Source organism: Pseudonocardia halophobica (assembly GCF_027922425.1).
GTDB lineage: Bacteria > Actinomycetota > Actinomycetes > Mycobacteriales > Pseudonocardiaceae > Pseudonocardia > Pseudonocardia halophobica.
Window position 1 is genome coordinate 120,229 of the sequence record NZ_BSFQ01000015.1, and the last position, 25,726, is coordinate 145,954.

Below are 25,726 nucleotides of genomic sequence, written 5' to 3' on the forward strand. Positions count from 1 at the left end.
GCTGCGACGATTCGTCTCGGCCGTCCGAGGGTGTCCCCGGCGGGGCCCTCGGAACAATGGGACCAAGTACCCGGCGGTGAGATTTTGCCGTCGTCTCACCTGGGGCTTCCGTGAGGAAACAGACATATCGAGGAATGGCCGGGATTCGGCCCCGTCCCCGTTCCGCGAATCGGACGACCGCCCTCACCCGAGCGTTGCGCCGAACAGCACTCCCAGGCCGTAGGTGACCAGGGCGGCGCCCCCGCCGATCGCCAGCTGGCGCAGCGCGCGGCGCAACGGGGGACCGCCGGAGAGCACGCCGACGACGGCCCCGGTGAGCATCAGCGCGATCCCGACGAGCACTCCCGAGACCGCGACGGCGAGACCGCCCGCGAGGCCGACGAGGAACGGCAGGATCGGGATGGCGGCGCCGGAGGCGAAGAACAGGAAGCTCGACAGGGCGGCGCCGAAGCTGCTGCCCACCACGTCGTGCCCCTCCGGGGCGGGGTTCGTCGCGGCCACCGCGAGGGCGGGGTCGTTGCTGCGCAACACCTGCTCGGCCCGCCGCCGGGCCTCGTCGGCGCTCAGCCCGCGCGCCCGGTAGACGAGGGCGAGCTCGTTGGCGTCGACGTCGAGCTGCGGCAGGACCCGGGAGGCGTCGCTGATGTCCGGGGCCGAGGCCGCCAGCAGCTCGCGCTGCGAGCGCACCGACACGTACTCCCCCGCCCCCATCGACAGCGCCCCGGCGAGCAGCCCGGCCAGACCGGTGAGCAGGACCGCCGTGCGGCTCGCCCCGCCGCCGATCACGCCGAGGACGAGCGAGAGGTTGCTGACCAGGCCGTCGTTCGCGCCGAAGACGGCGGCGCGGAAGGTGCCGGACACCCGCGCCCGGCCGCGGACCGCGAGGCCCCGGACGACCTCCTCGTGGATGCGCTCGTCGGCCGCCATCGCCGGCGTGGCGTCGACGTCCCAGCGGTAGGTCGAGCGGGTCTCCGCCCGCTGCGCCAGCGCCAGCACGAACACCGAGCCGAACCGCCGCCCGAGCAGCGCCAGCAGCCGCATCCGCAGCGAGCCGCGCCCGGCCGAGGTCGCGTCGTCGCCGAGCAGGTTCGCCCAGTGGGCGATGTGCCGCTCCTCCGCCTCGGCGAGCCCGAGCAGGATCTCCCGCTCGTCGCCGCTGCGCCGGGCGGCCAGGTCGCGGTAGACCTTGGCCTCCTCGCGCTCGTCGGCCAGCATGCGGCGCCACCGGCGGCGGCTGGCGCGGGACGTCCGTGCCGGAGGCTCGCTCCCCGTCGGGCTGTCGGGCATGGGCGACAGTCTGCGCCCGGCCGGTGGTCCGCGCGTAACCCTCACCCCCGCCCGGGCGACCTCCCCGGGTCGGAAGAGGTGAGCGCGATGGTGCAGAGCTCGACCCCCCGTTCCCGGCTCCGCCGCGGCCTCGGCGTGTGGGAGGCGATCGGGCTCTCCCTGGCGCTGATGGCGCCCTCGATGGCCGCGAACATCAACCCGCAGGGCACGGCGAGCTCGGTCGGCCGCGCGGTCCCGCTGGCCTTCGCGCTGGCGACGGTCGGCGTGCTGCTCGTCGCCTACACGTTCGTGCGACTGTGCCAGCGGTTCCACCACGCGGGCAGCGTCTACGGCTTCGTCGGCGCCACCCTCGGCCCGCGCGCCGGTGTGGTCGCCGGGTGGTCGCTGCTGGGCACGTACGTGTTCTACGGGGTCGTCACGTCGACGGCGGCGGGCATCTTCGGCGCCGACGCCCTGCGGGTGCTGGGGATCTGGCCCGACCAGCCCCGCTGGGCGGGGTTCGCCCTGGCGGCGATCGCCCTGCTCGGTGTGCTGGCCCTCGCCGTCGTCCGGGTGCGCGGCGGGACGCGGGTGCTGCTGACGATCGAGGGCGTGACCGTCGGGTTGATCCTCGCGGTGTGCGTGGTGGTCCTCGTCCGGCTGGCCGACGGTACGGCGCCGGGAGGGCACACCCTGGACGGGTCGGTGTTCAGCGTCGCGCCCGGCACCGGCGTGTCCGCGCTGTTCCTCGGCGTGGTGTTCGGGTTCCTCTCCTTCGCGGGGTTCGAGGCCGCGGCCACGCTCGGCGAGGAGGCCCGCGACCCGCGCCGCAGCATCCCGCGGGCGATCCTGGGCACGGCCGTCTTCGGCGGCGTCTACTTCGTGTTCGTGACCACCGTCGAGGTGATGGGCTTCGGCACCGACCCGGCAGGGATCGCGGCGTTCACGGCCTCGTCGTCGCTGCTCGGCGACCTCGGGGCGGAGTACGTCGCCGGCTGGGTCGGCCACCTGATCACGGTGGGCGCGGCGGTCAGTGCGTTCGGCTGCGCGCTCGCCTGCGCTGTCGGTGCCTCCCGGCTCCTGTTCGCCCTGACCCGCGACGGCGTCGGGCCGGCCGCGCTCGCGGAGGTCTCCCCGCAGCGCGGGACCCCGGTACGGGCGACGTGCGTGGTGGTGGGGGCGATGTACCTCGAGGTCGCGCTCGCGTGGTTCGTGCTGGACTCGGCGCCGTTCACACTGTTCCAGGCCTCGGCGACGATCGGCACGCTGATCCTGCTGGTGGTCTACGCGCTCGCCACGATCGGCGCCGCCCGGCTGCTGTTCTTCTCGGGGCACCGGGAGGTGGCGGCGTGGGAGGTGGTGGTCCCGGCGCTCGCACTGGTCCTGCTCGGGTACACGCTGTTCCGCAACATCGTCCCGTACCCGGAGGGCGGCGCGGGGACCTATCCCGCGATCTCCGCGGCCTGGATCCTGCTCGGTGTCTTCTGGGTGCTCACCCGGCCCGGCACGGCCCGCGCGGCCGGCGCCCGGCTCACCGCGAACGAGGGGCTCGGTCCCGCGGTCACCCCGCCGGGATGAGGTCGACGCGATCTTCCGCGCGGCACGCTCCGCTCGGCGGCCGGTCGGAGGGGGTGGCACCGCGGTGCGACGACGGCGGTTCACGACGCTGCTCGGCCTGCTCGTCGTGCTCGGCCTCGCTCTGGCACCCGGTTCCGCGGCCGGGTTCGGCACGATCGACAGCGGCGGGCAGAGCCGCGAGCACGAGCGGATCACCCGGGCCGCCCTGAGCTGCGCCGGGACGGCCGGTTCCGACCCGGACTGCTTCCAGCCGTTGACCATGGACTACCTGGCCGGGCACGACCGCGAGTTCGGGGCCGTCGGCGCGCCGGACAGCGACGAGCTGTCCGACCCGGCCGCGCACTGCGACGACGCGGACTACGTGGCGGGCACCTACCCCCGCACCCGCGACCAGGCCACGGCCTCGCTCGTCGACTGCCTGAACCACATGCGCATGCGGTTCGCCGAGGGGCTGGACGACGCCCGGGGCCTGCTCGGTCCCGACGGCGAGGTGCTCCCGGCCGAGGTCGAGTCGCACCCGGAGTGCCGGTCCCGCGAGCAACGGGAGGAACGGGCCAAGTGCGCGACCCTGGAGGCGTTCGGCCGGGCCCTGCACGGCGCGCAGGACTTCTACGCCCACAGCAACTGGGCCGACCAGCCCGACCCGGCCCGCCCGATCGGGGACGAGAACCCGCCCGGGCTCGCCCTCCCCGCGCCCAGTCCCCTGCTCGACCTGCGCGGCAGCGCGGCGCCCGACCCGCCCGACGCGCTCAGCACCGGGTGCTTCGTGGCCCGGGACGAGGTCCCCGGCGTCGGGGCCTGCCAGCTGCGCGTCACCCATGCCGGCCTCAATAAGGACCGCGGGCAGATCGACCCCGTCACCGGCGCGGCCGCCGACCCGACGACGCCGCGCGGGATGGTCGGCACCAACTTCGCCAGGGCCGTGACCGGCGCCGTCACCGAGACCCACCGCCAGTGGCAGGACTTCCGCTCCGAGCTGGTCGCGCGGTACGGGACCGAGCGCGGCGAACGCATGGCGTGCGCACTCAGCCACGACGACCCCGTCAACGACTGCGCGGGCACGAACCTGACGGTGGCCGTCGCCGTCGCCGTCGGGCTCGTCGTCGTGGCGGTCGCGGCGATCCTCTGGCTCCGGCGCTCGATCAGGCGATCGGGACGCGGTCCGGACGGATCGGCCGGGGCAGCAGGTCCCGCCCGGTGAGGTAGGCGTCGACCGCGGCGGCCGCGGCGCGGCCCTCGGCGATCGCCCACACGATCAGCGACTGCCCGCGGCCCATGTCCCCGGCGACGAAGACGCCCTCCTCGGTGGACATGAAGTCCTCGTCCCGCAGGACGTTGCCGCGCCCGTCGAGCCGGACGTCCAGCTGCGCGAGGAGGTCACCCTGCTCGGGGCCGGTGAAGCCGAGGGCGATCAGCGCGAGCTGGGCCGGCACGTCGGTCGTCGCCCCGGCGGGGTGGAACCGCTTGGTCTCGTCGCGGAAACCCTCCACGAGCGTGACCGCCCGCAGTCCGCCGTCGGCGTCCCCGTGGAACTCGACGGTGTCGACCGAGAACAGGCGCGCCCCGCCCTCCTCGTGCGCCGGCGACGTGCGCAGCACCGCCGGATAGGTCGGCCACGGCATCTCGGGGGTGCGCCGCTCCGGCGGGCGGGGCCGGATGTCGACGTGCGCCACCGACCGGGCGGCCTGGCGGTGCACGGTGCCCAGGCAGTCCGTGCCGGTGTCGCCCCCGCCGATGATGACGACGTCCTTGCCCTCGGCGCTGATCGGCGACTCGGCGAGGTCGCCCTCCTGCACCCGGTCCGCCCAGGTCAGGTAGTCCATCGCGAGGTGCACCCCGGCCAGGTCACGGCCCGGCACCGGCAGCTCGCGGGCGGCGGTCGCGCCACAGGCCAGGACGACGGCGTCGGACTCGTCCCGCAGCCGCTCGACGCTGACGTCGACGCCGACCTCCACCCCGGCGCGGAAGGCCGTGCCCTCGGCGAGCATCTGCGCCAGCCGCCGGTCCAGCCGGCGCTTCTCCATCTTGAACGCGGGGATGCCGTAGCGGAGCAGGCCGCCGATCCGGTCGGCCCGTTCGCAGACCACCACGTCGTGGCCCGCGCGGGTGAGCTGCTGGGCGGCCGCCAGCCCGGCCGGGCCCGACCCGATCACCGCGACCGACCGGCCCGTCCGACGCGGCGGCGGGAGCGGCCGCACCCACCCCTGGTCCCAGGCGTGGTCGACGATCTGCAGCTCCACCTGCTTGATCGACACCGCGTCGGCGTTGATGGCCAGCACGCACGACTCCTCGCACGGGGCCGGGCACAGCACGCCGGTGAACTCGGGGAAGTTGTTCGTGGCGTGCAGCCGCTCGCTCGCCTGCCGCCAGCGGCCGCGGCGGACGAGGTCGTTCCACTCGGGGATGAGGTTGCCCAGCGGGCACTCCGCGTGGCAGAACGGGACGCCGCAGTCCATGCAGCGCCCGGCCTGCGCGCGCAGCGCCGGCTCCGGCAGCGGCTCGTACACCTCGCGCCAGTCGCGCAGCCGCAGGTCCACCGGCCGCCTCGGCGTGGGCCGGCGTTCGGTGCGCAGAAAACCCCAGGGGTCAGCCACGGCGGGCCTCCCGTCGGTGTGGTCCACGTACGGTGCACCCCCGGGCGGGCGCCTGACAACGCCCTACTTCGCGCGGACCCGCTCGGCCGACGTTGCGCGCCGAAATCCGGACTAACATGAGCTGAGTCACATCGTGCGCACCGGAGGTCGAGCCGATGACGTCTGCACCCGCGAGCGCTCCCCAGGACACCGCCGTCGAGGAGGCCGGACACGTCGACGTCCTCATCGTCGGCGCCGGCGTCTCCGGCATCGGCGCCGCCCACCACCTGCAGGAGAGCTTCCCCGACCGGACCTTCCTCCTCCTCGACGCCCAGCCGGACCGCGGCGGGACCTGGTGGACCCACCGGTACCCGGGTGTGCGCTCCGACAGCGACCTGTTTACCTACGGCTACCGGTTCAAGCCGTGGCGCGGCCCGTCGATCGCCGCCGGGGAGGAGATCCTCGCGTACCTCGACGAGGTCCTCGACGAGGACGACCTGCGCCGCCACATCCGCTACCGGCACCGGGTCGTCGCGGCCGCCTGGTCGTCCGACGAGCGCCGGTGGGCCGTCGAGGTCGACCAGGAGGAGACGGGTCGACGGCTGCGCTTCACCACGGACTTCCTGTGGATGTGCCAGGGCTACTACAACCACGCCGAGCCGTACCGGCCGGAGTGGGAGGGCGTGGACCGCTTCGGCGGCACGATCGTGCACCCCCAGGACTGGCCCGCGGACCTCGATCTCACGGGAAGACGCGTGATCGTGATCGGCTCGGGCTCGACCGCCTCGACGCTGATCCCGGCGATCGCCGAGACGGCCGACCACGTGACGATGCTGCAGCGCTCGCCGTCCTACTACTACGCCCCGCCCGTCACGCACGAGCTCGCCGTCCAGCTGCGGGCACTGGACATCCCGGAGGAGTGGACCCACGAGATCCTGCGCCGCCAGTACATGTCGCAGTACCACTGGCTGGCCCGGACGTCGCTGGACGCGCCCGACGAGGTCCACACGTATCTCATGGAGTCGATGCGCCCGCTGCTGCCGGAGGGCTTCGACATCGAGAAGCACCTCACCCCGCGCTACCGCCCGTGGCAGCAGCGCATCGCCATCGTGCCGGACGGCGACTTCTTCGCGGCCCTGCGCGCGGGGAAGGCGTCGATCGTCACCGACGACATCGCGGAGTTCACCGAGACCGGGATCCGGACGGCCTCGGGCCAGGAGCTCGAGGCGGACGTCGTGGTCACCGCCACCGGCTTCAACCTCTCGGCCTTCGGCGACGTGGCGTTCACCGTCGACGGCGAGCCGGTCGACTTCACGCGGAAGGTCACCTGGCGCGGGGTCATGATCAGCGACGTGCCGAACATGGCCTACGTGTTCGGCTACTTCCGGCACAGCTGGACGCTGCGCCTCGACCTCGTCGCCGACCTGGTGTGCCGACTCTGGGAGCACATGCAGGACAAGGGCGCCACGATGGTCGTCCCGATGCTGCGGCCGGGCGACGCCGACATGCCGCTGCTCCCGTGGTCGGACCCGGAGAACTTCAACTCCGGCTACGTCATGCGCTCCCAGCACGTGCTGTTCAAGCAGGGTGACCGCGAGCCCTGGACGCACATGCTCGAGCACGAGGAGGAACAGGAGATCCTGCCGAAGGCCGACCTCGACGACGGCCTCGTCTACCGCTGAGTCCGCCGGTGTCCGCCACGCTGACGACCACGGACCGGGTTCCCGTCGGTGGCGGGGTGATCGTGGCGGAGCGCGGGGTGGTGGTGACGCAGCCGGTGGAGGGCACGTTCGTCGCCTTCTCCACGACCTGCCCCCACCGCGGCTGCGCGGTCCGGGCCGTGGCCGCCGGGACGATCAACTGCTTCTGCCACGGCAGCCGGTTCCGCATCGCCGACGGCGTCGTCGTCGGCGGGCCGGCGGAGGAGCCGCTGCGGCGGCTCCCGGTCACGGTGGTCGGTACGGAGATCAGGGTGGGCGACGAGGCGGACGACCCGGGCTGAGCGACGTCAGCCGGTCGGCGCGGGCGGGGCCGGCCGGCCGCCGTGGGCGACGGTGCTGGCCTGGTCGACGACGGCGGCCCGCCACTCCGGCGGGACCACGGCGAACACGCCGTCGTCGACTGCACTCAGGGCCTCGCGGGCGGCGTCGGCGGGGTCGGCGCCCACCGGGGACATCCCCGTCGCCACCAGGGCCGGACAGATCATGCTGATCCCGACCGGCGTGCCCTCGAGCGCCATCGCCGTGTGCGCGACGACCGCCGCCACCGCGTGCTTGGACGGGCCGTACGCGCCGCCTCCGGGGAACACCGTCATCCCGGCGAGGGACGCGGTGACCAGCACGTGCGCGGGCTCCGCTGCCGCGAGGAGCCTCGGCACGAAGGCCCGCAGGCCGTTGACCACGCCCGCGACGTTCACCCCGAAGACGCGGTCCCACTCCGCGGCCGGCACCTCCCAGGGCGCGCCGACCGACGAGCCGACGATCCCGGCGTTGAGGCAGACGAAGCGGGCGGCGGCCGCCTGCTCGGCGAGCCGCTCCATCGCCTCCGGGTCGGCGACGTCCACGACCACACCGGCCCCCCCGAGCCGCTCGGCCGCCGTGTGCACGCCCGCCTCGTCGACGTCCGCGAGGACCAGCTCGGCGCCCCGCCCGCGCAACTGCTCGGCCAGCGCGAGACCGATTCCGCCGGCCGCACCGGTGACCACCGCGGTGAACGGCCGGTCCCCGCCCCACGGGCTGGTCAACGGTCCGCCGGTCGTCATGCGCCCCAGGCTAGAGGGCTCGGCCGACCACGGTCGCCGGCCGATGGCCGTCCCACGGCAGGGCCTTCTCGAGGTCGGCCGCCACGGCGAGGAGCATGCCCTCGCCGGCGTAGGGACCGGTCAGCTGCACACCGATCGGCCAGCCCTCGTCGGTGCGGCCGAGCGGGAGGGAGATCGCCGGGTTCCCGGTGACGTTGGACAGCGCGGTGAAGCCGGCGGTCGCGAAGATGCGGTCGTACCAGCCGCGCGCGTCGAGGGAGTCGTCGTCGGCGTCGAGGTGGCCGAGGGGCGTGTTGGGGACGTTCATCGTCGGCGTGAGGATCAGGTCGAACCGCTGGTGGAAGGCGGCGACGGCGCGGGTGGTCGCGTTGAAGACGCGGTCGGCGGCGAACAGGTCCGAGGCCCGGAGGGTGCGCCCGTGGTCGGCGCAGGCACGGGTGGTGGCCTCGAGGTGCTCGGGTCCGGGGTCGACGCCGAGCGCCGCGGCCAGCGAGTCCACCCCGTCGGCGAGGAAGCTCGTCCAGGCGATCAGGTTGGCGTCGTCGAACGCGGCGGCGTCCACCGCGGGGGCCGCCGGCTCCACGGTGTGCCCCAGCTCCTCGAGCGTGCGCCCGACCGCCTCAGTGGCCGCCACGCAGCGCGGGTCGACGGAGCCGTGCCCGGAGAACGCGGCGGTGTGCAGGGCGATCCGCAGCGGCCGGCTCCCGGCGCGGACCTCCTCGGCGAAGGGCCGGACGGGCTCCGGCAGCAGGTACCGGTCGCCCGGCTCGTGCCCGTGCACGGCGTCGAGCAAGCCCGCGCAGTCCCGCACGGTGCGCGTCACGGCGAACTCGATGCCGAGGCCCAGCAGCGGGTCGGCGTAGTCCGGGCCGGGCGACGTCCGTCCGCGGCTGGGCTTGAGCCCGACCAGCCCGCACGCCGCCGCCGGGATGCGGATCGACCCGCCGCCGTCGTTGGCGTGGGCGACGGGCAGCGCGCGGGCCGCGACCAGGGCGGCCGAGCCGCCGCTCGACCCGCCCGGGCTGCGCGTGAGGTCCCACGGGTTGTGGACCGGACCGGTCGCGACGGGCTCCGTGCTGGCGTTGAAGCCCAGCTCCGGGGTGGCGGTGACGCCGAGGGTGGCCAGCCCGGCACGCCGGAAGCGGGCCATGAGGTGGGTGTCCGCGGGCATCGGCACCCCGTCGCCGAGCAGCCGGCTGCCGGCCCGCTGCGGGACTCCCGCGGCGTGCACGATGAGGTCCTTGATCGCGAACGGCACGCCGGCGAACGGCCCGTCCTCCGCGTGGTCGAGCGGCGCGGCGAACCGCTTGCCGACCAGTGCGTTCAGCGCGGGCTGCACGGCGTCGAGGGCCTCGGTCGCGGCGGCCTGCACCTCGCCGGCCGTGACCTCGCCGGAGCGGATCAGGGCGGCGAGCGCGGTGGCGTCGAGGTCGGCGTACTCGTCGGGCTTCATGGCGTCCTCCGTGGTCGGGAGGCGCGACGGTACGGACGCCCGCGCCAGTGCACATCGGTCGGTTGACGGATGCCCGGGCACCCGCCGTCGTCCCTGGTCAGGAGGCTGCGGGCCCGGTAGCGTGCGCCGCGTGACCGCCCTCGCCGCGGCCCGTGAGCTGCGGTCCTTCCTGCGGCGCAACGGCAGCCGCACCCCCGGTGCGGCGTCCGCGGCGCTCGAGGCCCTGCGCCCGGTGGTGCCGGCGGACTGTCTGGCGTTGTCGCTCTGGGACCCCGCGGCGTCCCGGCACCGCACGCTCGCCACCTCGTACCCGCCCGCGGTCACGGCCCTGCTCGACGGGCGCATGCACACCGATCCGCTGTTCGACTCGGTCCGCTCCGGCCGCGTTCCGGTCCGGGTCCGGGACCTGGCGCCCCGCCGCCGGCACGGCGAGATCTTCGACCGGATCATCACGCCGCTCGGCTTCCGGGACGGCGTCACGCAGTGCCTGTTCGCGGCCGACGGGCGGTACGTCGGCATGCTGAACGCGAGCACGCTCGACGCCCGCCATCCGGACGACGACACCGTCGCCCTGCTCGACCTGCTCGGCCCCGACCTCGCCGCCGCGCTCGACCCGGTCGCCGCTCCCCGGTCCCCCACCGAACGGCTGGCGCGCGGGGAGGTCGACGGGTTCGTCGCGAGTGCCGACGGGACCGTCACCCCGCTCTCGCCCGCGCCGCGCCCCGACCTCGTCGCCCCGCCGTCGCCACTGGCCGGCGTGGTGGCACAGCTCCGCGCGGGTGTCCCGCCCGCCGCCCCGGTCCTGCACCTCGTCCGGGACGCCGGCGTGGTCGCCGTCGAGCTGTACGCCTCCCCCTCGGGCGTGGTCGTCCTGCACCGCGAGGCGCCCTCGCCGGCCGGGCTCACCGTGCGCGAGCTGCACGTCCTCGACGGCGTCGCCCGCGGCCTGAGCAACACCGAGATCGCCGCCGCCCACGGCATCGGCGGCCGCACGGTCGCCACGCACGTCGAGCACATCCTGGCCAAGACGGGCTGCCGCAACCGGGTCGAGGCCGCGCGGCTGGCCACGCGGTGGGGCCTGCTGGTGGCCCCGCCGCGCTGAGCGCGCCGCTACCGGTCAGAAGGCGAACAGGGGCCACTCCGGCGGCAGCCCGAACATCAGCTGGCCGACGGACTCGTACCGGCTGGGCGAGACGAAGGCGTGCTGGGTGACGGTGTGGACATCGCGGAAGTGGGCCGCGAACGGGCGATTGTTGCGGATGGCCGAGGTGCCCGCGACCTGGTGCACGAGCCGTACGGCGGTGGCGGCCGCCTCGACCCCGTGGGAGGCCGCCAGCTGGATGGACCGGCGGTGGTCGGTGTCGAAGGGGCGTCCGGCCTCGCAGGCCGCGTAGCCCTCGGCGAGCACCTCGCGCAGGTACGCGCGGGCCGCGCACCGGTGCCCCTCGGCGCGGGCGATCTCCGACTGGGCCACGGCGCGCTCCCGCAGCGGGACGGTCGTGAACGCGGGCGTCTTCGCCGTCGCGAGTTCGGTGACCTCGGCGATCGCGGTGTGCGCAATGCCGAGGGCGATTGCGGCCATCACGGCCGTGCCCTGCCAGATCACCATCCGGTACAGCGGCCCCTGGAAGGCGGATCCCGGTGGGGCGTCGGCGAAGGGCACGAGCAACGGCGCCCGGTGGTCCGGGACGAACACGCCGTCGACGGTCACGTCGTGGCTCCCGGTGCCCCGCATGCCCAGGACGTCCCAGTTCTCGACGATCTGCCACTCGGCCCGCGGCAGGAACACGAGCACCGTGACCGGCTGGCCGTCCTCCGTCGTGCGTGGTATCCCGTCGTCGGTCGGCACGGCGGTGAAGATCAGCCACGTCGCGGCGTGACAGCCGCTGACGAACGGTATCCGGCCCGTGATCCGGTATCCGCCGTCCACGGGAACAGCGGTCATCGGCGGGACCAGCGTCCCGGCGAACCGCGGCTCCCCGGCGAACACCTCGTCGGCGCCCTGCTCCGGCAGCCACATCCCGACGAGGCCCGGGTTCACGGACATGAAGAGGTTCCACGCAGCGGCAGCGTCGGCCCGGGCGATCTCCTCCAGGTCGAAGGCGCTCACCGGGTCGATCTCGAAGCCGGCGGGCGGACCGCGACGGCACCCGTCGGCCTGCCGAGCGGGACGGCCAGGGTCCTGCGCGCCTCGCCCGGCGTCAACGGTCCGCCCGTACGCAGACCTGCGTAGCCGGGAACGGGCCTTCCGCCGGTACCGTCTCCGGGACGGGTCACCAGCTACTCCGGGCAGGTGGAGACATGTCGAGCACCCTGCTTCCCCCTGGCGCGGGCCGCCGCTTCGGCCCCTGGATGACGACCAAGGTCGAGTTCGGCCAGAGCGAGGACTTCGCCGTGTTCGAGTCCGCGCTGCCGCCGCACGCCGACGGCCCGCCGCCGCACATCCACCGCGTCTACGACGAGGCCTTCTACGTCCTCGAAGGAACGATCGCCATCACGGTCGACGGCACCACGACGGAGTGCCCGGCGGGGTCGTGCGCCTTCGTCGGCCGCGGAGCGGTGCACGGCTTCGGCAACCCCGCACCCGAGCCCGCCCGGCTCCTGGTGATCACCACGCCGGAGGCGATCCGGCTCGTCGAGCAGGCGAACGAGCTCATGGCCCAGGATCCGCCCGACCGCGAGGCGATCCTGGCGCTGTTCGCGGCCCACCAGAGCGAGCTCGTCGGCCTTCCCACGCCCTGAACCGGGGGTCGGGGACCGCCCCGCCACTAGGGTCGGACGAATGCCCGTCCGCGTGCGCGATGTCATGACCCGGCGGCTCGTCACGGTGCAGGCGGACGATCCCGTGGACCTCGCGGCCCGGCGGATGCTGCGGGCGGGGTTCAGCGCGCTGCCCGTGGTGCGGGGCGTCGACCGGCTGGTCGGGATCGTCAGCCTGGTCGACGTCCTGCGCCATCAGGAGGACGGCGCGCCCGCCGGCGCGACCGTGGGGTCGATCATGACCACGGACGTGCTGACGATGTCGCCCGCGACGAGCGCCGCCGTCGTCGCGCACCGGCTGCGCACCTACGGCGAGCTGCGGGTGATGCCGATCGTGGAGCGCGGGCTCCTGGTCGGGGTGGTCACCCGCAGCGACCTGCTCCGCGGCCCCCGCGAGCAGCCCGGGCTGTTGTCGCGGCTGTTCGGCCGGACCACGCTGCCCGATCCCGTGCCGGCCCGGATGCCGCGGGAGCGCAGGCCGGACGCCCGGACGGTCGGCGAGGTGATGACCAGCACCGACCTGGTCGTCGTCCGGCCCACCACCCCCTGCTCGCAGGCCGTCGAGCTGCTCCTGACCCGCCGGTTCAGCCTGCTGCCGGTGGTCGAGGACGACGGCGGGCTGGTCGGCGTGGTGAGCGAGGCCGACCTGCTGCGCGACCCGCTCGACGGCAGCCGCAGCGGGCCCCCGCGGACCGTCGGCGCCGCGATGACCCGCTCCCCCACCGTCGTCCGGCCGGACACGCCGCTGGCCGAGGCCCGGCACCTGGTGGTCGACCGGGGCTTCCGGGTCCTGCCGGTGACCCGCGGCCGACGCCTCGTCGGGATGCTCAGCCGCAGCGACCTCGTCTGAACGGGCCGGTCAGGCCGGCCGCGCCACCCCCGCGATCAGGAGCGCACCACCGAGGACGAGCAGCCCGGTCCCGATCACCGGGACCAGCCGGGGCCCGTGCCGGCTCGTCTTCTCCAACACCATCAGCGCGGTGAGGCCGAGCATCCACAGCAGACTCGCCGCCCCGGCCACCACCATGACCAGCATCAACGCCCAGCAGCACCCCACGCAGGACACCCCGTGCCGCAGGCCGAGGCGCGCCGCCCCCGCCGGGCCGCGCCGGTACTCGCGGCGCAGCACGGTCGCCGGGCTGCGGCAGGCGCGCAGGCACGCCTCCTTGAGCCGGCTGAACTGGAAGCCGCCCGCGAGCAGGATCGCCAGGCCGAGCAGGACCTCCGGCCGGGCGGCGAGCCACGGGACCGCGCCGGTCGCCGCGGCCACGCCCAGCGCCACGGCGAAGGCGAGCCCCGCGACGGCCGTCCACACCGCGAGATAGCCGCCGAGCAGCGCCGGCAGCGCCCCGCCCGGCTGCGGGGCCCGCGCCCGGACGTGCGCGAACAGCCGCACCAGCGGCACGACCGTCGGCAGCATCATCGCCCCGACCATCACCAGCCAGGCCACCAGGAACGGGCCCGGCCGGGGCACCGCGGGACCGTGGTGGTGGCCGCCCGCGAGCACGAGCCAGCCGCTGAGCAGCCAGCACGCGCCCGCGGCGGCCCACAGCCCGGTCGCGGGGTCGCGGAGCCGGGCCGGGACCGCGACCGGGGACATCAGCCGGTGAACCGGAAGTGGCCCTGCACCGAGTTGTAGCCGGAGATGTCGATGTCCGGGCGGCCGAGCTTCTTGCCGCTGCGCCGGTACACCGAGGCCGTGCCGGGGTAGGCCGGCGAGCCCGGGATGGTGGAGAACACCGAGTCGGACAGGGTGGTCGGCCTGCCGGTGGCGCCCACCAGCTGCTCGAACTCGGCCTCCACCACGTCGCCGATCTTGAGCGTGCCCTTGCCCTCCTCCACCGTCGCGGCGAAGGGCGCGCGCTCCACGCCCACGACCTCCCCGATCAGCGCGGCGAGGTCCGCGATCGGGCCGCCGAGCCCGCCGGTGAACACGTCGAGCAGCGCCTTCTCCTGCTCCTCGGAGCACCGGTCGTCGACGTAGACCATCGCGGTCCAGTTCCCGGCCAGCACGTTGCCGGGGATGTAGGCGAGCAGGGCGAGGCCGCGGTCGGACACGTCGACGCCCTGCACGGTGCCGCTGTCCACGTACCAGACGACCGAGCCGTCGCACATGCCGCCGTCGGGATCGAGGCCCACCCAGCAGGGGCAGACCGCCTTGCACGTGCAGACCTCCAGCAGGCGCCCCTCGACCACGTAGGTGCCGCTCTCGGTCTCGGTTGCGGTCATCGCCGTCCCTCCTTCCCACCGCCCGGCGGCAGTGTGACGGAGACCACAGCGAACGGCCAGAAGTCGATCCGTGAGCGGTCGCTAGTGGCGCGTGACCTCGCCGAGGCCCGTGACCTCCTGGGTCACCTGCGGCGAGCCCTCGTACCGGATGCTGCCGACGCCGGTGACCCGGGCCTGCAGGGTGCGGCTCACGTCGACCACGGCCGAGCCCGCCCCGCCGACCGTCACCTCGGCCTCCTCGGAGGTGAGGTTCGCGGCGTCGTACTCGCCGATGCCGGTCAGGTCGACCACCTGGCGGGTCACCCGCCCGGACACGGCGACCCGGGCGGCGCCGCCGTGCGTGACCGCGAGCTCGGGCCCGTCGAGCCCGGTCACGGTGACCGCACCGGCACCCGACACGGTCAGGCCGGTCAGCTGCTCGACGGTGACCCGATAGTTGATCACATCGGCGTTCGCCGGGATCGTGCCCTCCTTGATGCCGAGCTTGAGCGTGGTGCCCTGCACCACGCTGGTGAGCGAGGGCAGGATGCCGTCGTCCGCCCGGATCTCGACCGACCCGGTGCCGGTCTGCTCGATGGTGAGGGTCCCGGCGGAGGCGAACTCCACCGAGTCGAAGCCCGGCACCGGGCGGTTCTCGGTCCGTACGTTCCCCGACCCGGTCGCGACCGTGGTCTGGCCGCAGGCCGCCACGAGAACGAGCAGCGCGGTCGCGGCGATCAGGCGCGCGCGACCCTTCCCGAAGGTGACGTGCCCCATCGCCCACCGTCCGTTTCACCGAACCGCCCGTCCGTACGGTCCCAGACGACGGCGTTCCGGGCCACGGGGTTCACGATGCGTCGAGCGATCCGGCGCGGGCGGTGACGACCCGCCAGACCAGGTCCGTCATCGCCCGGACCTGCAGGTCGAGGTCGTCGGGGAAGGGCCTGCTCGTGAACTCGTAGAACATGTAGCGGTAGGTGAGCAGCACGAGCATGACCATCTCGGTGCGGGCGAGGTCGCGGTCCGCTCCGGCGAACTGGCCGAGGTAGCGCGGGAAGGCCGTCTCGACGACCTCGTGCAGGTGCGGCAGGGTCCGCTCGCGCAGCCCGACCTCCACGGCCTCGGCCTGCAGGAACGCGCCGATCAGCGAGGCGTGCTCGCGCCAGTGCCGGAAGCCCTCCCGCACCATCGCCTCGACCCGCTCGCGCGGCACCGGCCCGGCGCCGTCCATGAGGTTGAGCGTGGCCGGCGCCCAGGTCTCGTGCTGCGCGCCGACGAAGCCGAGCAGCGCGAGCTTGCTCTCGAAGTGCAGGTAGAAGGTGGCGCGGGAGGTGCGGGCCGAGGCGGCGATGTCCTCGACCGTCGTCGCGACGTAGCCCTTCTCGGCGAACAGTGCGATGCCCGCCTCCACCAGGCGGCTGCGGGTGAGCAGGCGCTGCTCCTCGCGCAGCGTCGGGCGCCGATCGTCCGGTGCGACCCCGCTGCGGCCCGCGGCTGCGCTCATCGTCCCGTCCTCGTCCACGGAGTCCGACGACGGCGCGACGTGCCCGCGCGCCGTCGTCGGCGACCCTAGTGGCACGGACCCGGCCCGCCCTCGTACGCGACCGGCCCGGCGTCGTCAGGCGGTGAGGGCGTCGTCGTAGGTGACCGGTTCCTCGAGCGGGATGGCCTGCACCGCCGGCAGCACCTCCCGGGAGAACAGCGCGACGTTCCTCTCCGCGACCTCGCGGGGCATGTCGCCGTAGCGCATGACCAGCATGAACTCCTCGGGCCGGAACGCGGCGGCGATCCGGCGCATCTTCTCGACGCACTGGTCGGGGGTGCCCCAGACGTGGTTGGCGAGGTAGGCGTCGCCCATCGCCTTGGCGGCGTCGCCGACCTGCTCGAGCGCGGCGGACTGGGCGGCGTAGTGCTCGTAGCCCTTGGTCGTGGCGAAGTGGTTGCTGTCGAGCTCGTAGTTGCGCCGGGCGCTGTCGGCGTACTCCGGGATGAACCGGCGGGCGTGCTCCTCGGCCTCCTGCTCGGTCTCGCCGCAGAACACGTTCATGTGGATGCGCGGGCGGGCGGGGGCGTAGCCGGCGGCGGCCCGGGCGCGCCCGAACTCGGCGAGCTCGGCGTGGTAGTCGTCCCACGGGCGCTGCGGGATGATCAGCGGCTTCAGGCCGAAGCGCGCGCCGATCGGGGCCGACGACGGGCTGCCCCAGGAGAAGTGGAAGTTGTCGATCAGCTGCTGCGGGTCGCGCGGGCGGGGACGCATGGTCACGTCGTCGAACGTGTAGTGCTCGCCGTGGAAGCTGAAGGACTCCTCGGTCAGGGCCAGCTTCACGACCTGGATCGCCTCGTCGAAGCGGCCGCGCGACTCCCCCATCTCCAGGCCGAGCTGGGCGAACTCGCGCCGGGCCGCGCCGCGGCCGAACCCGATGTACGGAGTGCGACCCTCGCCGAGCAGGTACTGCAGGACCGTGATGTCCTCGGCGACCCGCAGCGGGTGGTGCCACGGCAGCACGACGACCATCGTCCCGACGTCGATCCGCGAGGTCGCCCCGGCGATGTAGGACAGCAGCTGCACCGGGTTGGGGATCATCGTGTAGGGGCTGATGTGGTGCTCGACCGTCCACAGCGAGTCCCAGCCCTGGTCCTCGGCCGCGAGCGCCGCGTCGAGCTCCTCCCGGTACCGACGGCCGTCGGTGGCGGGGTCGAGGGCGGGGACGTCCTCGCCGCGCTCCTTCGCCTCGTAGCGGTCCCAGTCCGCGTAGTTCTGGAAGAACATCGTCATTCCGACACGCACGGCGGTGCCTCCTGATCGGTGCTGGTGGGGGTCGGGTTCGTTCAGGCTCGGGTTCGGGCGAGGGCGCGGCGGAGGGCCGCGATCAGGGCCGCGGTGCGCGGCTCGCCGAGCAGCGAGGCACCGAGCTGGTTCTGGACGTAGCCGAAGCCGACGCGCGAGCTCACGTCGCCGAAGCCGAGCGCGCCCCCGGCGCCCTGGTGCCCGAACGAGCCCTCGCCGAGCAGCGGCGACGCCGGCGTCGGGAGCTGGAAGCCGACACCGAACCGGCTCTCGCCGACGGTCACGAGGTCCGGCCCGCGGACCTGCTCGGTGCGCGCCCGGTCGAGCGCCGCCCCGGACAGGAGCCGTACGCCGTCGACCTCGCCGACGCAGGCCGCGTACAGCCGGGCGAGCGAGCGGGCGTTGGTGACGCCGTTGGCGGCCGGTTGCTCCATCGCGTGGATCGCGGGGTCGTTCCAGGTGGCCGCGTGGGGAGTCGGGAGCGCGCCGTTGGTGGACAGCACCCGGGCGAACAACGACGACGGGTCGCTCATCGCCGCGACGACCCGCAGCACCAGCTCCTTCGCCGCCGGGTCGGTGATGAGGTCGAGCTCGGCCGGGTCGGGCACGCCGTCGATCAGCGGGGCGACCGTGCCCGACAGCTCGGCCGGCAGTCCGATCCAGAAGTGCAGGTCGAGCGGCCGGGCGATCTCGTCGGCGAACACCGTGCCGAGCGTCCGGCCGGTGACGCGGCGCACGAGCTCGCCGGTGAGCCAGCCGAAGGTCAGGGCGTGGTAGCCGTGCGCGGTCCCGGGCGCCCACAGCGGCTCCTGCGCGGCGAGCGCCTCGACGACCGGCGCGCCGCCGATCAGGTCGGCCCGGGTGAGCGGCGCGGACGGCACCGGGAGGCCCGCCTGGTGGCTCAGCAGCTGGGTGACCGAGACGGCGTCCTTGCCCGCGGCACCGAACTCCGGCCAGTACCGGGCGACCGGGGCGTCGAGGTCCAGCTCGCCGCGTTCGGCGAGGAGGTTGACCACCATCGCGGTCGCGCCCTTGGTCGCGGAGTAGACGAGCCCGACGGTGTCGCGCTCCCACGGCCGGCCGGTCGCGGGGTCGGCGAGGCCGCCCCACAGGTCCACCACGGGCGCGCCGTCGACGTACACGGCGAGCGCGGCCCCGACGTCGCCGCGCTCGGTGAAGTTGCGGGCGAACTCGTCCCGGACCTCCTCGAATCCCGCCTCGACCTGCCCCTGGACCTGTACCGCAGTGGTCATCGCGTCCTCTTCCGGTCGCCGCCGAACCGAACTGTACGAACGATCAGTTCCGGTCCGGCACCCCCGAAAGTGACACCTCGATGGCGCCCCGTCTCGTCGATTGACACTCCGTCAGCGAGCGCCCTACCGTGATCGGGACCACGACGAGGTGGGGGCTGGGGATGGGCTCTCCGACATGTCCGCAGGTCCGTGAGGCGTCGCTCTCGGCGGTCGTCGCCGAGCTGCGCGAGCTCGCCGGCCGGATCGGCGACGCGCAGTTGCGCGCCGAGATCGTCGCGGGGTGCGACCGGCTCGGGGGCGACCCGCCGGAACTCGCCGACGCCCACCCCACCCCGCGCGAGCTCGACGTCCTCGCCCTGGCCGCCGCGGGCTGCCGCAACGCCGACATCGCCGGCCTGCTCGGCACCTCCACGAACGCCGTGAAGTCCCAGCTGCGGCGGGCCATGCGACGGCTCGGGGTCCGCACCCGGCACGCCGCCGTCAGCGCGGCGCGGGCCCGCGGCCTGCTGCGATGATCCCCGAGGGGCCGCTGTCAGCCGCCGATCGCGAAGAGGTGCGCCGGATGTTCGCGCGGCTCCGGCGGGCCGCGACGCAGGAACCGGCGCTGCGCGGGCGGTTGACCGGGCTGCAGGCCCGGCTCGTCGAGATCGTCACGCCGGGCCGACCCGCGACCGGTGCGCCGGCGCTGTCCGCCCGCGAGATCGACGTCCTCGCCCACACCGCCCTCGGCCTGCGCAACGGCGAGACCGCCGTGCTGCTCGGGGTGTCCGCGGAGACCGTCAAGAGCTACCTGCGCAGCGCGATGACGAAGCTCGACGCCCACACCCGGCACGAGGCGGTGCTGCGGGCCCGCGAGGGCGGCGCGATCCCCTGAGCGGGTCCGCTCAGGTGCGGCGGTAGTGCAGCGCGACCGCACCGTGCGCGTGGATCTGGGTGCCGTACAGGGACCAGTCCGAGGCCGGGAGCTCGGCGTCGAACAGCCGGAGCCCGCCGCCGACCCTCCTAGGGCCGGACCCGCACGACGACCTCGGCGTCGGTGACCCGCTCGACGCCGACGGTGAAGCCGCCGGCCTCGGTCTGGCCGCCGACCGGCACCCGGACCTGCTGGCCGGCGACCTGGATCTCGGCCACGTCGTTCTCCACGCCGACCAGCCGCGCCTCGACCCCGAGGACGGAGACGGACGCGTCCCCGCTGCGCGGGAAGGTGACGGTGCAGCCGTCGAGCCCGCACTGGGTGCTCGACGACCCGCCCCCGCACCCGGCCAGGCCGAGCGTGAGGACGGCCGCGGCGAGGCCGGTCAGGAGCCGGCGGGATCTCGGGAGTGCGCGCACGGCCGAGATCCTAGCGCCGGGTTTGTCTGGTTCCGAGGCCGCCCGTTCAGAGCGCGGCCGCAACGGCCTCGGCGAACACACGGTCCGTGTCGTAGACCGGCTCCCAGGTCATGTGGGCGACGTGACCGTAGTTCTGCATGTGGAAGACCTGGTACGCGGCGAAGGAGTCCGGGTCGTCGACCTCGATGAGGACGTAGCCGCCCCACGCCGAGCCGAGGCTCTTCTGGTGCGCGACACCCTTGTCCACGTTGCCGTAGTTGCCGGTCCTGGCCATCGCCCGGAAAGCCTCGGCCCAGGCCGCGTCGATGTCGGCCTTGGTCGCGCCGTCGCGGTAGACGAACTTCTGCAGGTAGATCTGGCCCATGACCCCTCCCGGTGCCTCCATCGGACCGGACGACGGTCCCCGGGGGCGCCGGCCGCGAATAGAGCCGGAGGGCCCCCGGCGCGTCAGGAGGCCACGTAGAGGGCGATCACGAGCAGCGGGGCGAGGACGTCGTACCAGAGGATGAAGCCGGCGTTGCCCGCCTCCCGGTTGCCCTGCCGCACGATCTGCACGACGTGCCCGACCGCGGCACCGAGGTAGAAGATCGCGAAGGCGAGCACGGCGGCGAGCTGGAACTGCCGGTCGAAACCGCTGCCCGCGAGGATCCCGAGCACCCCGATCAGCACCCCGGCCAGCCCGACCTCCCGCTGGAACGGGTTGCCGGCCGGCCAGCCGATCGACCTCGCGATGGGGTCGGGGAACATCAGGTGCCCGCAACCGACGATCAGCGAGTTGACGCCCGCGAGCCAGACCAGGGCGTTGAGCAGGCTCGCGGCGGTGAACCCGGCCCAGCCCGACGTCGCGACCTGCACGATCTCGGCCACGACGAACCCGGCGAGCCCGACGTGGGTCGTCATGCCGAGCAGCCGCAGGACGACCGGCGGCGGCCCCTGGTCCTCCTCGGCGGGCACGACCGGCAGCTCGGCCGTCGGCGGCGGGTCGACGGAGCGTTCGGGTACCGGCACGTGTCCCTCCCGGCCTTGGGGTCCTGACGGCCGGTTCGCCGCGGGAGCGGGCGGCGTTAGCGGCGGCACGACGGCGCCCGTCGTGATCCACTGGCAGGGAAGTCCCCGCGACCGCGATCACCCGGGAGCCCGCCCGTGCCGCTCGACCCGCAGTTCCGCACTGTCCTCGACACCCTCGCCGCGGCCGGCTTCACCGGCCTGACCGATGGCGACGCGCTCACCGTGCGCGAGCGGTACCGGACGCTGGCACTGTCCCGGCGCGGGCCGGGGTTCGTGCCGGAGCCGGTCGCCGCGGTGGAGGACACGACGGCCGACGGGGTCCCGGTTCGGATCTTCATGCCGGCGCAGGACCGCGGGCTCGCCGTGGTGTACCTGCACGGCGGCGGCTGGGTGATGGGCGACCTGGACACCCACGACCCCCTGTGCCGCCGCGTGGCCAATGCGCTCGGCGCGGTCGTGGTGTCCGTGGACTACCGGCTCGCGCCCGAGCACCCCTTCCCCTCCGGGCTCGACGACGCCCTCACCGTGCTGCGCTGGACGCTCGCCCGCCACCCCGACCGGCCGGTCGGCGCCGCCGGGGACAGCGCGGGCGCCTCGCTCGCCGCCGGCGTCGCACTGCGGGCGCGCGACGCCGGCCTCCCGCTGGCCGGCCAGCTGCTGTTCTACCCCGCCACCGACCCGGCGATGGCCTCGCCGTCGGTGCGCGACAACGGCGAGGGCTACTTCCTCACCCACGCCGACATGGTCTGGTTCCTCGAGCAGTACGCGCCGGGCGGCGGGACCGGCGTACCCGAGGTGGACCTGCTGGCGGCCGAGGTGGGCGGGGTGGCGCCCGCCGTCGTCGCGACCGCGGAGTTCGACCCGCTCCGCGACGAGGGCGGGGCCTACGTCGAGCGCCTCGCCGCCGCGGGCGTGCCCGTCGAGCACCTGCCCGGGCCCGGCCTCATCCACGGCTACGCGGCCTTCCTCGGGGTCGTCGACGCCGCCGACGCGACGGCCGTGCAGGCCCTCGACTCCTTCGGCCAGGTGCTCACGCGGTGAATCCGGCGGCCCGGGGAGGTGGTTCAGGGGCCCGCCCCGCTCCCGTCAGCCGACCGGCGCGAGGCGCTCCGCCCGCTCGAGCAGGGCGACGACGTCGTCGCGGGTGCGGTGCGGCGCGTCGTTCCACGCGGTGAGGTCGCGGATCACGGCCGCGCCCCACGGTCCGCGCAGCGCCGGCGCGCGCCGCCCGGCCGCGCCCGGCAGGCACCGCCAGACGTGCGCGATCCACGGCATCGCGTCCCGCTCGACGTTGACCAGCCGGCCCCCGCGGTGGGCCGCGACGGTCAGCGCCGCCACCAGGCAGGCCTGCTCCACCTCGTCCGGCCGCGGCGGCCCGGCGAGCAGCCGCGCCACCCTCGACGGGCGGTTGTCCGTGCACCAGCCGTGCTGCAACCACCCGCGCTCCACGATCCCGCGGGCCACCGCGAGAACACTCCGCTCGGGCGTCCGGCGGAGAGGCCGGACCCCGGGCTCGACCAGACAGACGGCCATCGCCGCTCCTCCCGCTCGCTGCCCCACCTCGCAGTGTGGGCCGGGAGCCGCCTGCGCGGTAGGGCCTTCATCGCCGCTGCGGGCACACCGCCCGGACCGCGCCGACCAGCCTGACCACGTCGTCGGCGTGCAGGTGGACCGCGGTGAGCTTTACGGTCCCGTGGCGCGGCAGGTCGACCACGACCGGTTCGCCGAGGCCTACCGGCGGTGATACGTCCGGAGCCCCTCGCACGAGCATCGGGAGGAGAACCTCGCACCGAACCGGAGTGGCGGGACCTGCTCGCGAGCGCCGGGTTCCGGGTCGGGAGCATCGTCCCCGCAGGGCCGGGGCGGTCGGTGATCGAAGCGATCCGTCGAGATGAACATGGTGGTCGGCAGACGTTCATCTCGACGGCCAGAGTCGGCCGCAGCCAGCCAGCCGGCGCGCACGGACGCGACCCTCCGACAGCACCTCGCCCAGCCGCCCCACACCGCGGTTCGACCAGCACCCCCGACCACCCACCGCCCCTCAGATCGCTCCGAGCAGCATGACCGCCATGGAAGCGGCAGCGATGAGGTGTGCGACGGCGGCGACCCGAGCCGTGCGCAGCGCGCCGAGCCGCGCACCCGCAGCCACCCGGTCCGAGCCGGCGCAGGGCGCGGCGGCGGGCGGACCGCCGACCGTGACCGGGAGGTGCGGCACGACCCGGTGCGCGGCGCAGGCCCAGCGGTCGCCGCACCGCATCCCGTGCCACGCGAAGTAGCCGACCAGCAGGAGCGACACCCCGGAGACCCAGATCGGCACACCGGCCACCGCTCCGTGCCCCGAGTGCCCGGCACTCGGCACCTGACCACCGTGCGGACTCAGGACCAGCATGAAGAGCATCGCGAGGCCGCAGACCACGTGGTGCGCGGCGTCGTCGGCGGCCGGGCCGTCGCGGAGGGCGGCGGCCGTGAACCAGGCGGCGCTGAGGCCGAACAGGACCGACCAGGCCACGGACGGCAACGGGTCGAGGGTCGGCGAGAACATCGAGGCCATCCCGAGAGCCATCGCGACGTGGGCCAGCTCCCCGGCGGCGGGGCGGCCGTCGCGTCGGGCGGTCACCAGACGGACGACGTGCAGCAGGCCCACGCCGACCAGGACCGCGGACACTCCGGCATCGAACCAGGCCATGGGCGGGCGGGTCCCTTCGTCGCGAGGAGATCTGGGCGGGCACCTCCGGAGAGTGCGTGACCCGGTGCGGGCCGTCACGAGAGAACTGCACCGTCTCCGCGTTCCGGACACGTTCCCGTCGCGGTACGAGCGCGCGCCCTTCTGGGCGGAGATGCCGGTCCCCGTGTCACCTGCATGACCGTGCGTCGAGACGCGATGACGAGTGCTTCACCGTGGAGCGCCCACGCAGTGAGATCCGCACGGACCTGCACGTCAGACGCGCATCGCTCCCCGAACCGACGCGCGATGCCGCCCCGCACCTGCCGCGCGACGACCGCACCGATGTGGGTGACGACCCCCGCGGGCGATCGCGGCGCGTGACAACACCCAGGTCAGCGCCCCGCGGCCCGAGCTTCTCAACCCTGTTCGTCATCGTGTGAGGGCGAGTTGACCCTGCCGTCATCGAGCGGCCCCGGTCCGGACACGCACACCGGGAGGGATCTCCCGCATCCGTCCGGCACCCCCGCCCGGACGTGACGTCCCGCGGAAGGAGCTCGGCATGGAGGTCCTGGTCCTGACCACCGCACCCGGCGGGCGTTCGGTGCTGCCCGCACTCGACCTGCTCGACCACACCGTGCGCGCGACGGCGCCGTCCGTCAGCGCCTTCCTCGACGCGGGGCGCTGCGACGTCGTGCTCGTCGACGGACGCCGCCAGCCACGGGCCGCCCTCGAGCTCGTGGCCCTGGTCGCGACGGCCGCGCGCGGCACACCCGTCGTGTTCGTCGCCGACGAGACCTGCCTCGCCGGCCTCCCACGAGGACTCGGCGTAACTCAGCTGGTCTTGTCCGACGCCGGCCCCGCCGAGGTCGACGCCCGGCTACGGCTGGCGCGACGACGGTCGGTCGACCCGCGACACGGTTCCGAGCATCCGGTCGTGGTGCGGGTGGGCCCGTTCGAACTCGACCCGTACGCCTACACGATCCGGCTCCAGCACCGGCCGCTCCCGTTGACCCATCGGGAGTTCGAGCTGCTCGGCGCCCTGTTGGCAGAGGCCGGGCGCCCGTTGTCCCGGGAACGTCTGCTCGGTCTCGTCGACGGCGGCGGCGACGGGACCAGCCCGCGGGCGGTCGATTGCCACATCCGCGCCATCCGCGCGAAGCTCGGTGCGCACCGGAGCAGCATCCGCACCGTCCGCGGGCTCGGTTACCTGGTCGCCGCGGGGTGACCCGCCGGCGCGCTCGTGCCGGGCGGCTGCCAGGGCAGCACGTACCCGTGCCCGCGCACCGTGCGCACCAGCCCGCGGTGCGGGCCGAGCTTCGCGCGGATGGCGCGGACGTGGCAGTCGACGGCGCGTGGGCCGGTCCCGTCCGTCCAGCCGTCGCACTCGCTCACCAGCTGCGCACGGGTCAGGGGTCGCCCGGCGTGCAACAGCAGGGCCTTGAGCAGCTCGAACTCGTGATGGGTGAGGGCGAGCGGGGCGCCGTCGAGCGTCACCGTCCAGGCGTGGACGTCGAGGACGAAGGGCCCCACCGCGAGGACGGCCGCGGCGGCTTCGGGCTCCGGGTCGACCAGGCGACGACGGCCGGCCAGCCGCAGCCGGGCATCGATCTCCGCGGGCCCGGCCGAGGCCAGCACGAGCTGCACCACCGCGCAGTCCTCGTCGATCTGCGGCGCGACCAGCTCCTCGATCACCCCGATCACGGGAATCCCCCGCGCGGTCGCCACCAGCCCGCGGCTCAGCTGGCAGGCCGCGAAGGGCTGGGTGCGCCCGTCGACGAGGGCCGCGTCGCACCGGCCCGCCGCCAGGAACTCCTGGACCGAGGGCCGGCAGGTGCGCACGCGGTGCGGCAGGAGGTCGAGCGCGGGCAGGACGGCGTGCACGTCGGGGTTGGAGGTGAGCACCAGGATCTGCACGACTTCTCCCCGGAATGCGCGTCGACGGTTGCGGAACGACTAGAACCATCCCCCCGAGATTCGCACAAGTCGTGCCCCGTGACCATTTCGTCAACACTCGCTCACGCGACCGGAATCCGATTCGTGATCGAGGCTCGCTGGCGAACCTCGCCTTCGCAACCGTTGTG

28 protein-coding genes are annotated in these 25,726 nt (G+C 74.4%); 11 read left to right on the forward strand and 17 right to left on the reverse strand.

Annotation, left to right across the window (positions count from 1 at the left end):
* Positions 1-183 precede the first annotated feature (183 nt).
* The gene (locus PKE99_RS18850) at positions 184-1,287 is read right to left on the reverse strand and encodes a VIT1/CCC1 transporter family protein (RefSeq protein WP_037047791.1); all 1,104 of its coding nucleotides are present in this window, start codon (positions 1,285-1,287) and stop codon (positions 184-186) included.
* 87 nt (positions 1,288-1,374) lie between these two features.
* On the opposite strand from PKE99_RS18850, the gene PKE99_RS18855 reads away from it, so the two are divergent.
* Both PKE99_RS18855 and PKE99_RS18860 read left to right on the forward strand, forming a co-directional pair.
* Positions 1,375-2,844 (forward strand): APC family permease, encoded by a 1,470-nt coding sequence (locus PKE99_RS18855; RefSeq protein ID WP_051737675.1) that lies wholly within the window; start codon positions 1,375-1,377, stop codon positions 2,842-2,844.
* Between the two features lie 64 nt (positions 2,845-2,908).
* Positions 2,909-4,045: a hypothetical protein gene (locus PKE99_RS18860; RefSeq protein ID WP_063739792.1), complete on the forward strand. Its 1,137-nt coding sequence runs from the start codon at positions 2,909-2,911 to the stop codon at positions 4,043-4,045.
* On the opposite strand, the gene PKE99_RS18865 is transcribed toward PKE99_RS18860, so the two are convergent.
* The gene (locus PKE99_RS18865) at positions 3,987-5,438 is read right to left on the reverse strand and encodes a glutamate synthase subunit beta (RefSeq protein WP_037047794.1); all 1,452 of its coding nucleotides are present in this window, start codon (positions 5,436-5,438) and stop codon (positions 3,987-3,989) included. The two genes, PKE99_RS18860 and PKE99_RS18865, sit on opposite strands and share 59 nt — an antisense overlap.
* A gap of 155 nt (positions 5,439-5,593) precedes the next feature.
* Here PKE99_RS18865 and PKE99_RS18870 point away from each other — a divergent pair, with 155 nt between their 5' ends.
* Together PKE99_RS18870 and PKE99_RS18875 are read left to right on the forward strand one after the other, a co-directional pair.
* A complete protein-coding gene (locus tag PKE99_RS18870; RefSeq protein ID WP_037047796.1) occupies positions 5,594-7,099 on the forward strand; it encodes a flavin-containing monooxygenase in 1,506 nt (501 codons plus the stop codon).
* Positions 7,100-7,107: 8 nt separating this feature from the next.
* Entirely contained in the window at positions 7,108-7,419 is a 312-nt protein-coding gene (locus PKE99_RS18875; protein WP_051737676.1) for a Rieske (2Fe-2S) protein, read from the forward strand.
* A gap of 6 nt (positions 7,420-7,425) precedes the next feature.
* Here the strand turns inward: PKE99_RS18875 and PKE99_RS18880 are convergent, their stop codons facing one another.
* Together PKE99_RS18880 and PKE99_RS18885 are read right to left on the reverse strand one after the other, a co-directional pair.
* Entirely contained in the window at positions 7,426-8,178 is a 753-nt protein-coding gene (locus tag PKE99_RS18880; RefSeq protein WP_051737677.1) for an SDR family NAD(P)-dependent oxidoreductase, read from the reverse strand.
* Between the two features lie 10 nt (positions 8,179-8,188).
* Positions 8,189-9,631 carry an amidase gene (locus tag PKE99_RS18885; RefSeq protein ID WP_037047799.1) on the reverse strand — a complete coding sequence of 481 codons (1,443 nt, stop codon included), beginning with the start codon at positions 9,629-9,631 and terminating at the stop codon, positions 8,189-8,191.
* A 130-nt stretch (positions 9,632-9,761) separates the two neighbouring features.
* Between PKE99_RS18885 and PKE99_RS18890 the strand changes: the two genes are divergently transcribed.
* Positions 9,762-10,733, forward strand: a complete 972-nt coding sequence (locus PKE99_RS18890; RefSeq protein ID WP_037047800.1) for a helix-turn-helix transcriptional regulator — start codon at positions 9,762-9,764, stop codon at positions 10,731-10,733.
* 15 nt (positions 10,734-10,748) lie between these two features.
* On the opposite strand, the gene PKE99_RS18895 is transcribed toward PKE99_RS18890, so the two are convergent.
* Positions 10,749-11,741: an acyl-CoA dehydrogenase family protein gene (locus tag PKE99_RS18895; protein ID WP_037047802.1), complete on the reverse strand. Its 993-nt coding sequence runs from the start codon at positions 11,739-11,741 to the stop codon at positions 10,749-10,751.
* 191 nt (positions 11,742-11,932) lie between these two features.
* Here PKE99_RS18895 and PKE99_RS18900 point away from each other — a divergent pair, with 191 nt between their 5' ends.
* The gene (locus PKE99_RS18900; RefSeq protein ID WP_051737678.1) at positions 11,933-12,373 is read left to right on the forward strand and encodes a cupin domain-containing protein; all 441 of its coding nucleotides are present in this window, start codon (positions 11,933-11,935) and stop codon (positions 12,371-12,373) included.
* Between the two features lie 40 nt (positions 12,374-12,413).
* Complete coding sequence (locus PKE99_RS18905) at positions 12,414-13,241, forward strand: CBS domain-containing protein (protein ID WP_081924290.1); 828 nt, start codon at positions 12,414-12,416, stop codon at positions 13,239-13,241.
* 9 nt (positions 13,242-13,250) lie between these two features.
* Here the strand turns inward: PKE99_RS18905 and PKE99_RS18910 are convergent, their stop codons facing one another.
* From PKE99_RS18910 to PKE99_RS18935, 6 genes are all read right to left on the reverse strand, one after another.
* The gene (locus PKE99_RS18910) at positions 13,251-13,991 is read right to left on the reverse strand and encodes a DUF2182 domain-containing protein (RefSeq protein WP_051737679.1); all 741 of its coding nucleotides are present in this window, start codon (positions 13,989-13,991) and stop codon (positions 13,251-13,253) included.
* On the reverse strand, positions 13,991-14,620 hold the full coding sequence (locus PKE99_RS18915; RefSeq protein ID WP_037047805.1) for a DUF1326 domain-containing protein: 630 nt from the start codon (positions 14,618-14,620) through the stop codon (positions 13,991-13,993). Before PKE99_RS18915 ends, PKE99_RS18910 begins: the two co-directional genes overlap by 1 nt.
* A gap of 81 nt (positions 14,621-14,701) precedes the next feature.
* Complete coding sequence (locus PKE99_RS18920; RefSeq protein WP_037047806.1) at positions 14,702-15,376, reverse strand: GIN domain-containing protein; 675 nt, start codon at positions 15,374-15,376, stop codon at positions 14,702-14,704.
* 70 nt (positions 15,377-15,446) lie between these two features.
* Complete coding sequence (locus PKE99_RS18925) at positions 15,447-16,103, reverse strand: TetR/AcrR family transcriptional regulator (protein WP_156067709.1); 657 nt, start codon at positions 16,101-16,103, stop codon at positions 15,447-15,449.
* A gap of 114 nt (positions 16,104-16,217) precedes the next feature.
* Complete coding sequence (locus tag PKE99_RS18930; protein ID WP_063739793.1) at positions 16,218-17,387, reverse strand: LLM class flavin-dependent oxidoreductase; 1,170 nt, start codon at positions 17,385-17,387, stop codon at positions 16,218-16,220.
* A 41-nt stretch (positions 17,388-17,428) separates the two neighbouring features.
* Positions 17,429-18,640, reverse strand: a complete 1,212-nt coding sequence (locus PKE99_RS18935; protein ID WP_037047808.1) for a serine hydrolase domain-containing protein — start codon at positions 18,638-18,640, stop codon at positions 17,429-17,431.
* 161 nt (positions 18,641-18,801) lie between these two features.
* Here PKE99_RS18935 and PKE99_RS18940 point away from each other — a divergent pair, with 161 nt between their 5' ends.
* Positions 18,802-19,155, forward strand: coding sequence for a response regulator transcription factor (locus PKE99_RS18940; protein WP_051737682.1), 354 nt, complete (start codon positions 18,802-18,804; stop codon positions 19,153-19,155).
* A gap of 47 nt (positions 19,156-19,202) precedes the next feature.
* Positions 19,203-19,514, forward strand: a complete 312-nt coding sequence (locus PKE99_RS18945; RefSeq protein WP_051737683.1) for a response regulator transcription factor — start codon at positions 19,203-19,205, stop codon at positions 19,512-19,514.
* Between the two features lie 128 nt (positions 19,515-19,642).
* Here PKE99_RS18945 and PKE99_RS18950 read toward each other — a convergent pair whose 3' ends face one another.
* The 3 genes from PKE99_RS18950 to PKE99_RS18960 all read right to left on the reverse strand — a co-directional run bounded on the left by PKE99_RS18950 (position 19,643) and on the right by PKE99_RS18960 (position 20,980).
* Positions 19,643-19,972 (reverse strand): hypothetical protein, encoded by a 330-nt coding sequence (locus PKE99_RS18950; RefSeq protein WP_156067710.1) that lies wholly within the window; start codon positions 19,970-19,972, stop codon positions 19,643-19,645.
* Positions 19,973-20,018: 46 nt separating this feature from the next.
* Positions 20,019-20,336, reverse strand: a complete 318-nt coding sequence (locus tag PKE99_RS18955; protein WP_037047812.1) for a hypothetical protein — start codon at positions 20,334-20,336, stop codon at positions 20,019-20,021.
* An 83-nt stretch (positions 20,337-20,419) separates the two neighbouring features.
* Positions 20,420-20,980, reverse strand: coding sequence for a DUF6790 family protein (locus PKE99_RS18960; protein WP_197040704.1), 561 nt, complete (start codon positions 20,978-20,980; stop codon positions 20,420-20,422).
* Positions 20,981-21,115: 135 nt separating this feature from the next.
* Here PKE99_RS18960 and PKE99_RS18965 point away from each other — a divergent pair, with 135 nt between their 5' ends.
* Entirely contained in the window at positions 21,116-22,021 is a 906-nt protein-coding gene (locus PKE99_RS18965) for an alpha/beta hydrolase (protein WP_037047815.1), read from the forward strand.
* A gap of 45 nt (positions 22,022-22,066) precedes the next feature.
* On the opposite strand, the gene PKE99_RS18970 is transcribed toward PKE99_RS18965, so the two are convergent.
* Positions 22,067-22,513 carry a DUF6197 family protein gene (locus PKE99_RS18970; RefSeq protein ID WP_037047816.1) on the reverse strand — a complete coding sequence of 149 codons (447 nt, stop codon included), beginning with the start codon at positions 22,511-22,513 and terminating at the stop codon, positions 22,067-22,069.
* Between the two features lie 508 nt (positions 22,514-23,021).
* Entirely contained in the window at positions 23,022-23,666 is a 645-nt protein-coding gene (locus PKE99_RS18975; protein WP_051737684.1) for a DUF5134 domain-containing protein, read from the reverse strand.
* Between the two features lie 538 nt (positions 23,667-24,204).
* Here PKE99_RS18975 and PKE99_RS18980 point away from each other — a divergent pair.
* Positions 24,205-24,870: a winged helix-turn-helix domain-containing protein gene (locus PKE99_RS18980; protein WP_051737685.1), complete on the forward strand. Its 666-nt coding sequence runs from the start codon at positions 24,205-24,207 to the stop codon at positions 24,868-24,870.
* On the opposite strand, the gene PKE99_RS18985 is transcribed toward PKE99_RS18980, so the two are convergent.
* The gene (locus PKE99_RS18985; RefSeq protein WP_051737686.1) at positions 24,849-25,559 is read right to left on the reverse strand and encodes a winged helix-turn-helix domain-containing protein; all 711 of its coding nucleotides are present in this window, start codon (positions 25,557-25,559) and stop codon (positions 24,849-24,851) included. The two genes, PKE99_RS18980 and PKE99_RS18985, sit on opposite strands and share 22 nt — an antisense overlap.
* Positions 25,560-25,726: the final 167 nt, after the last annotated feature.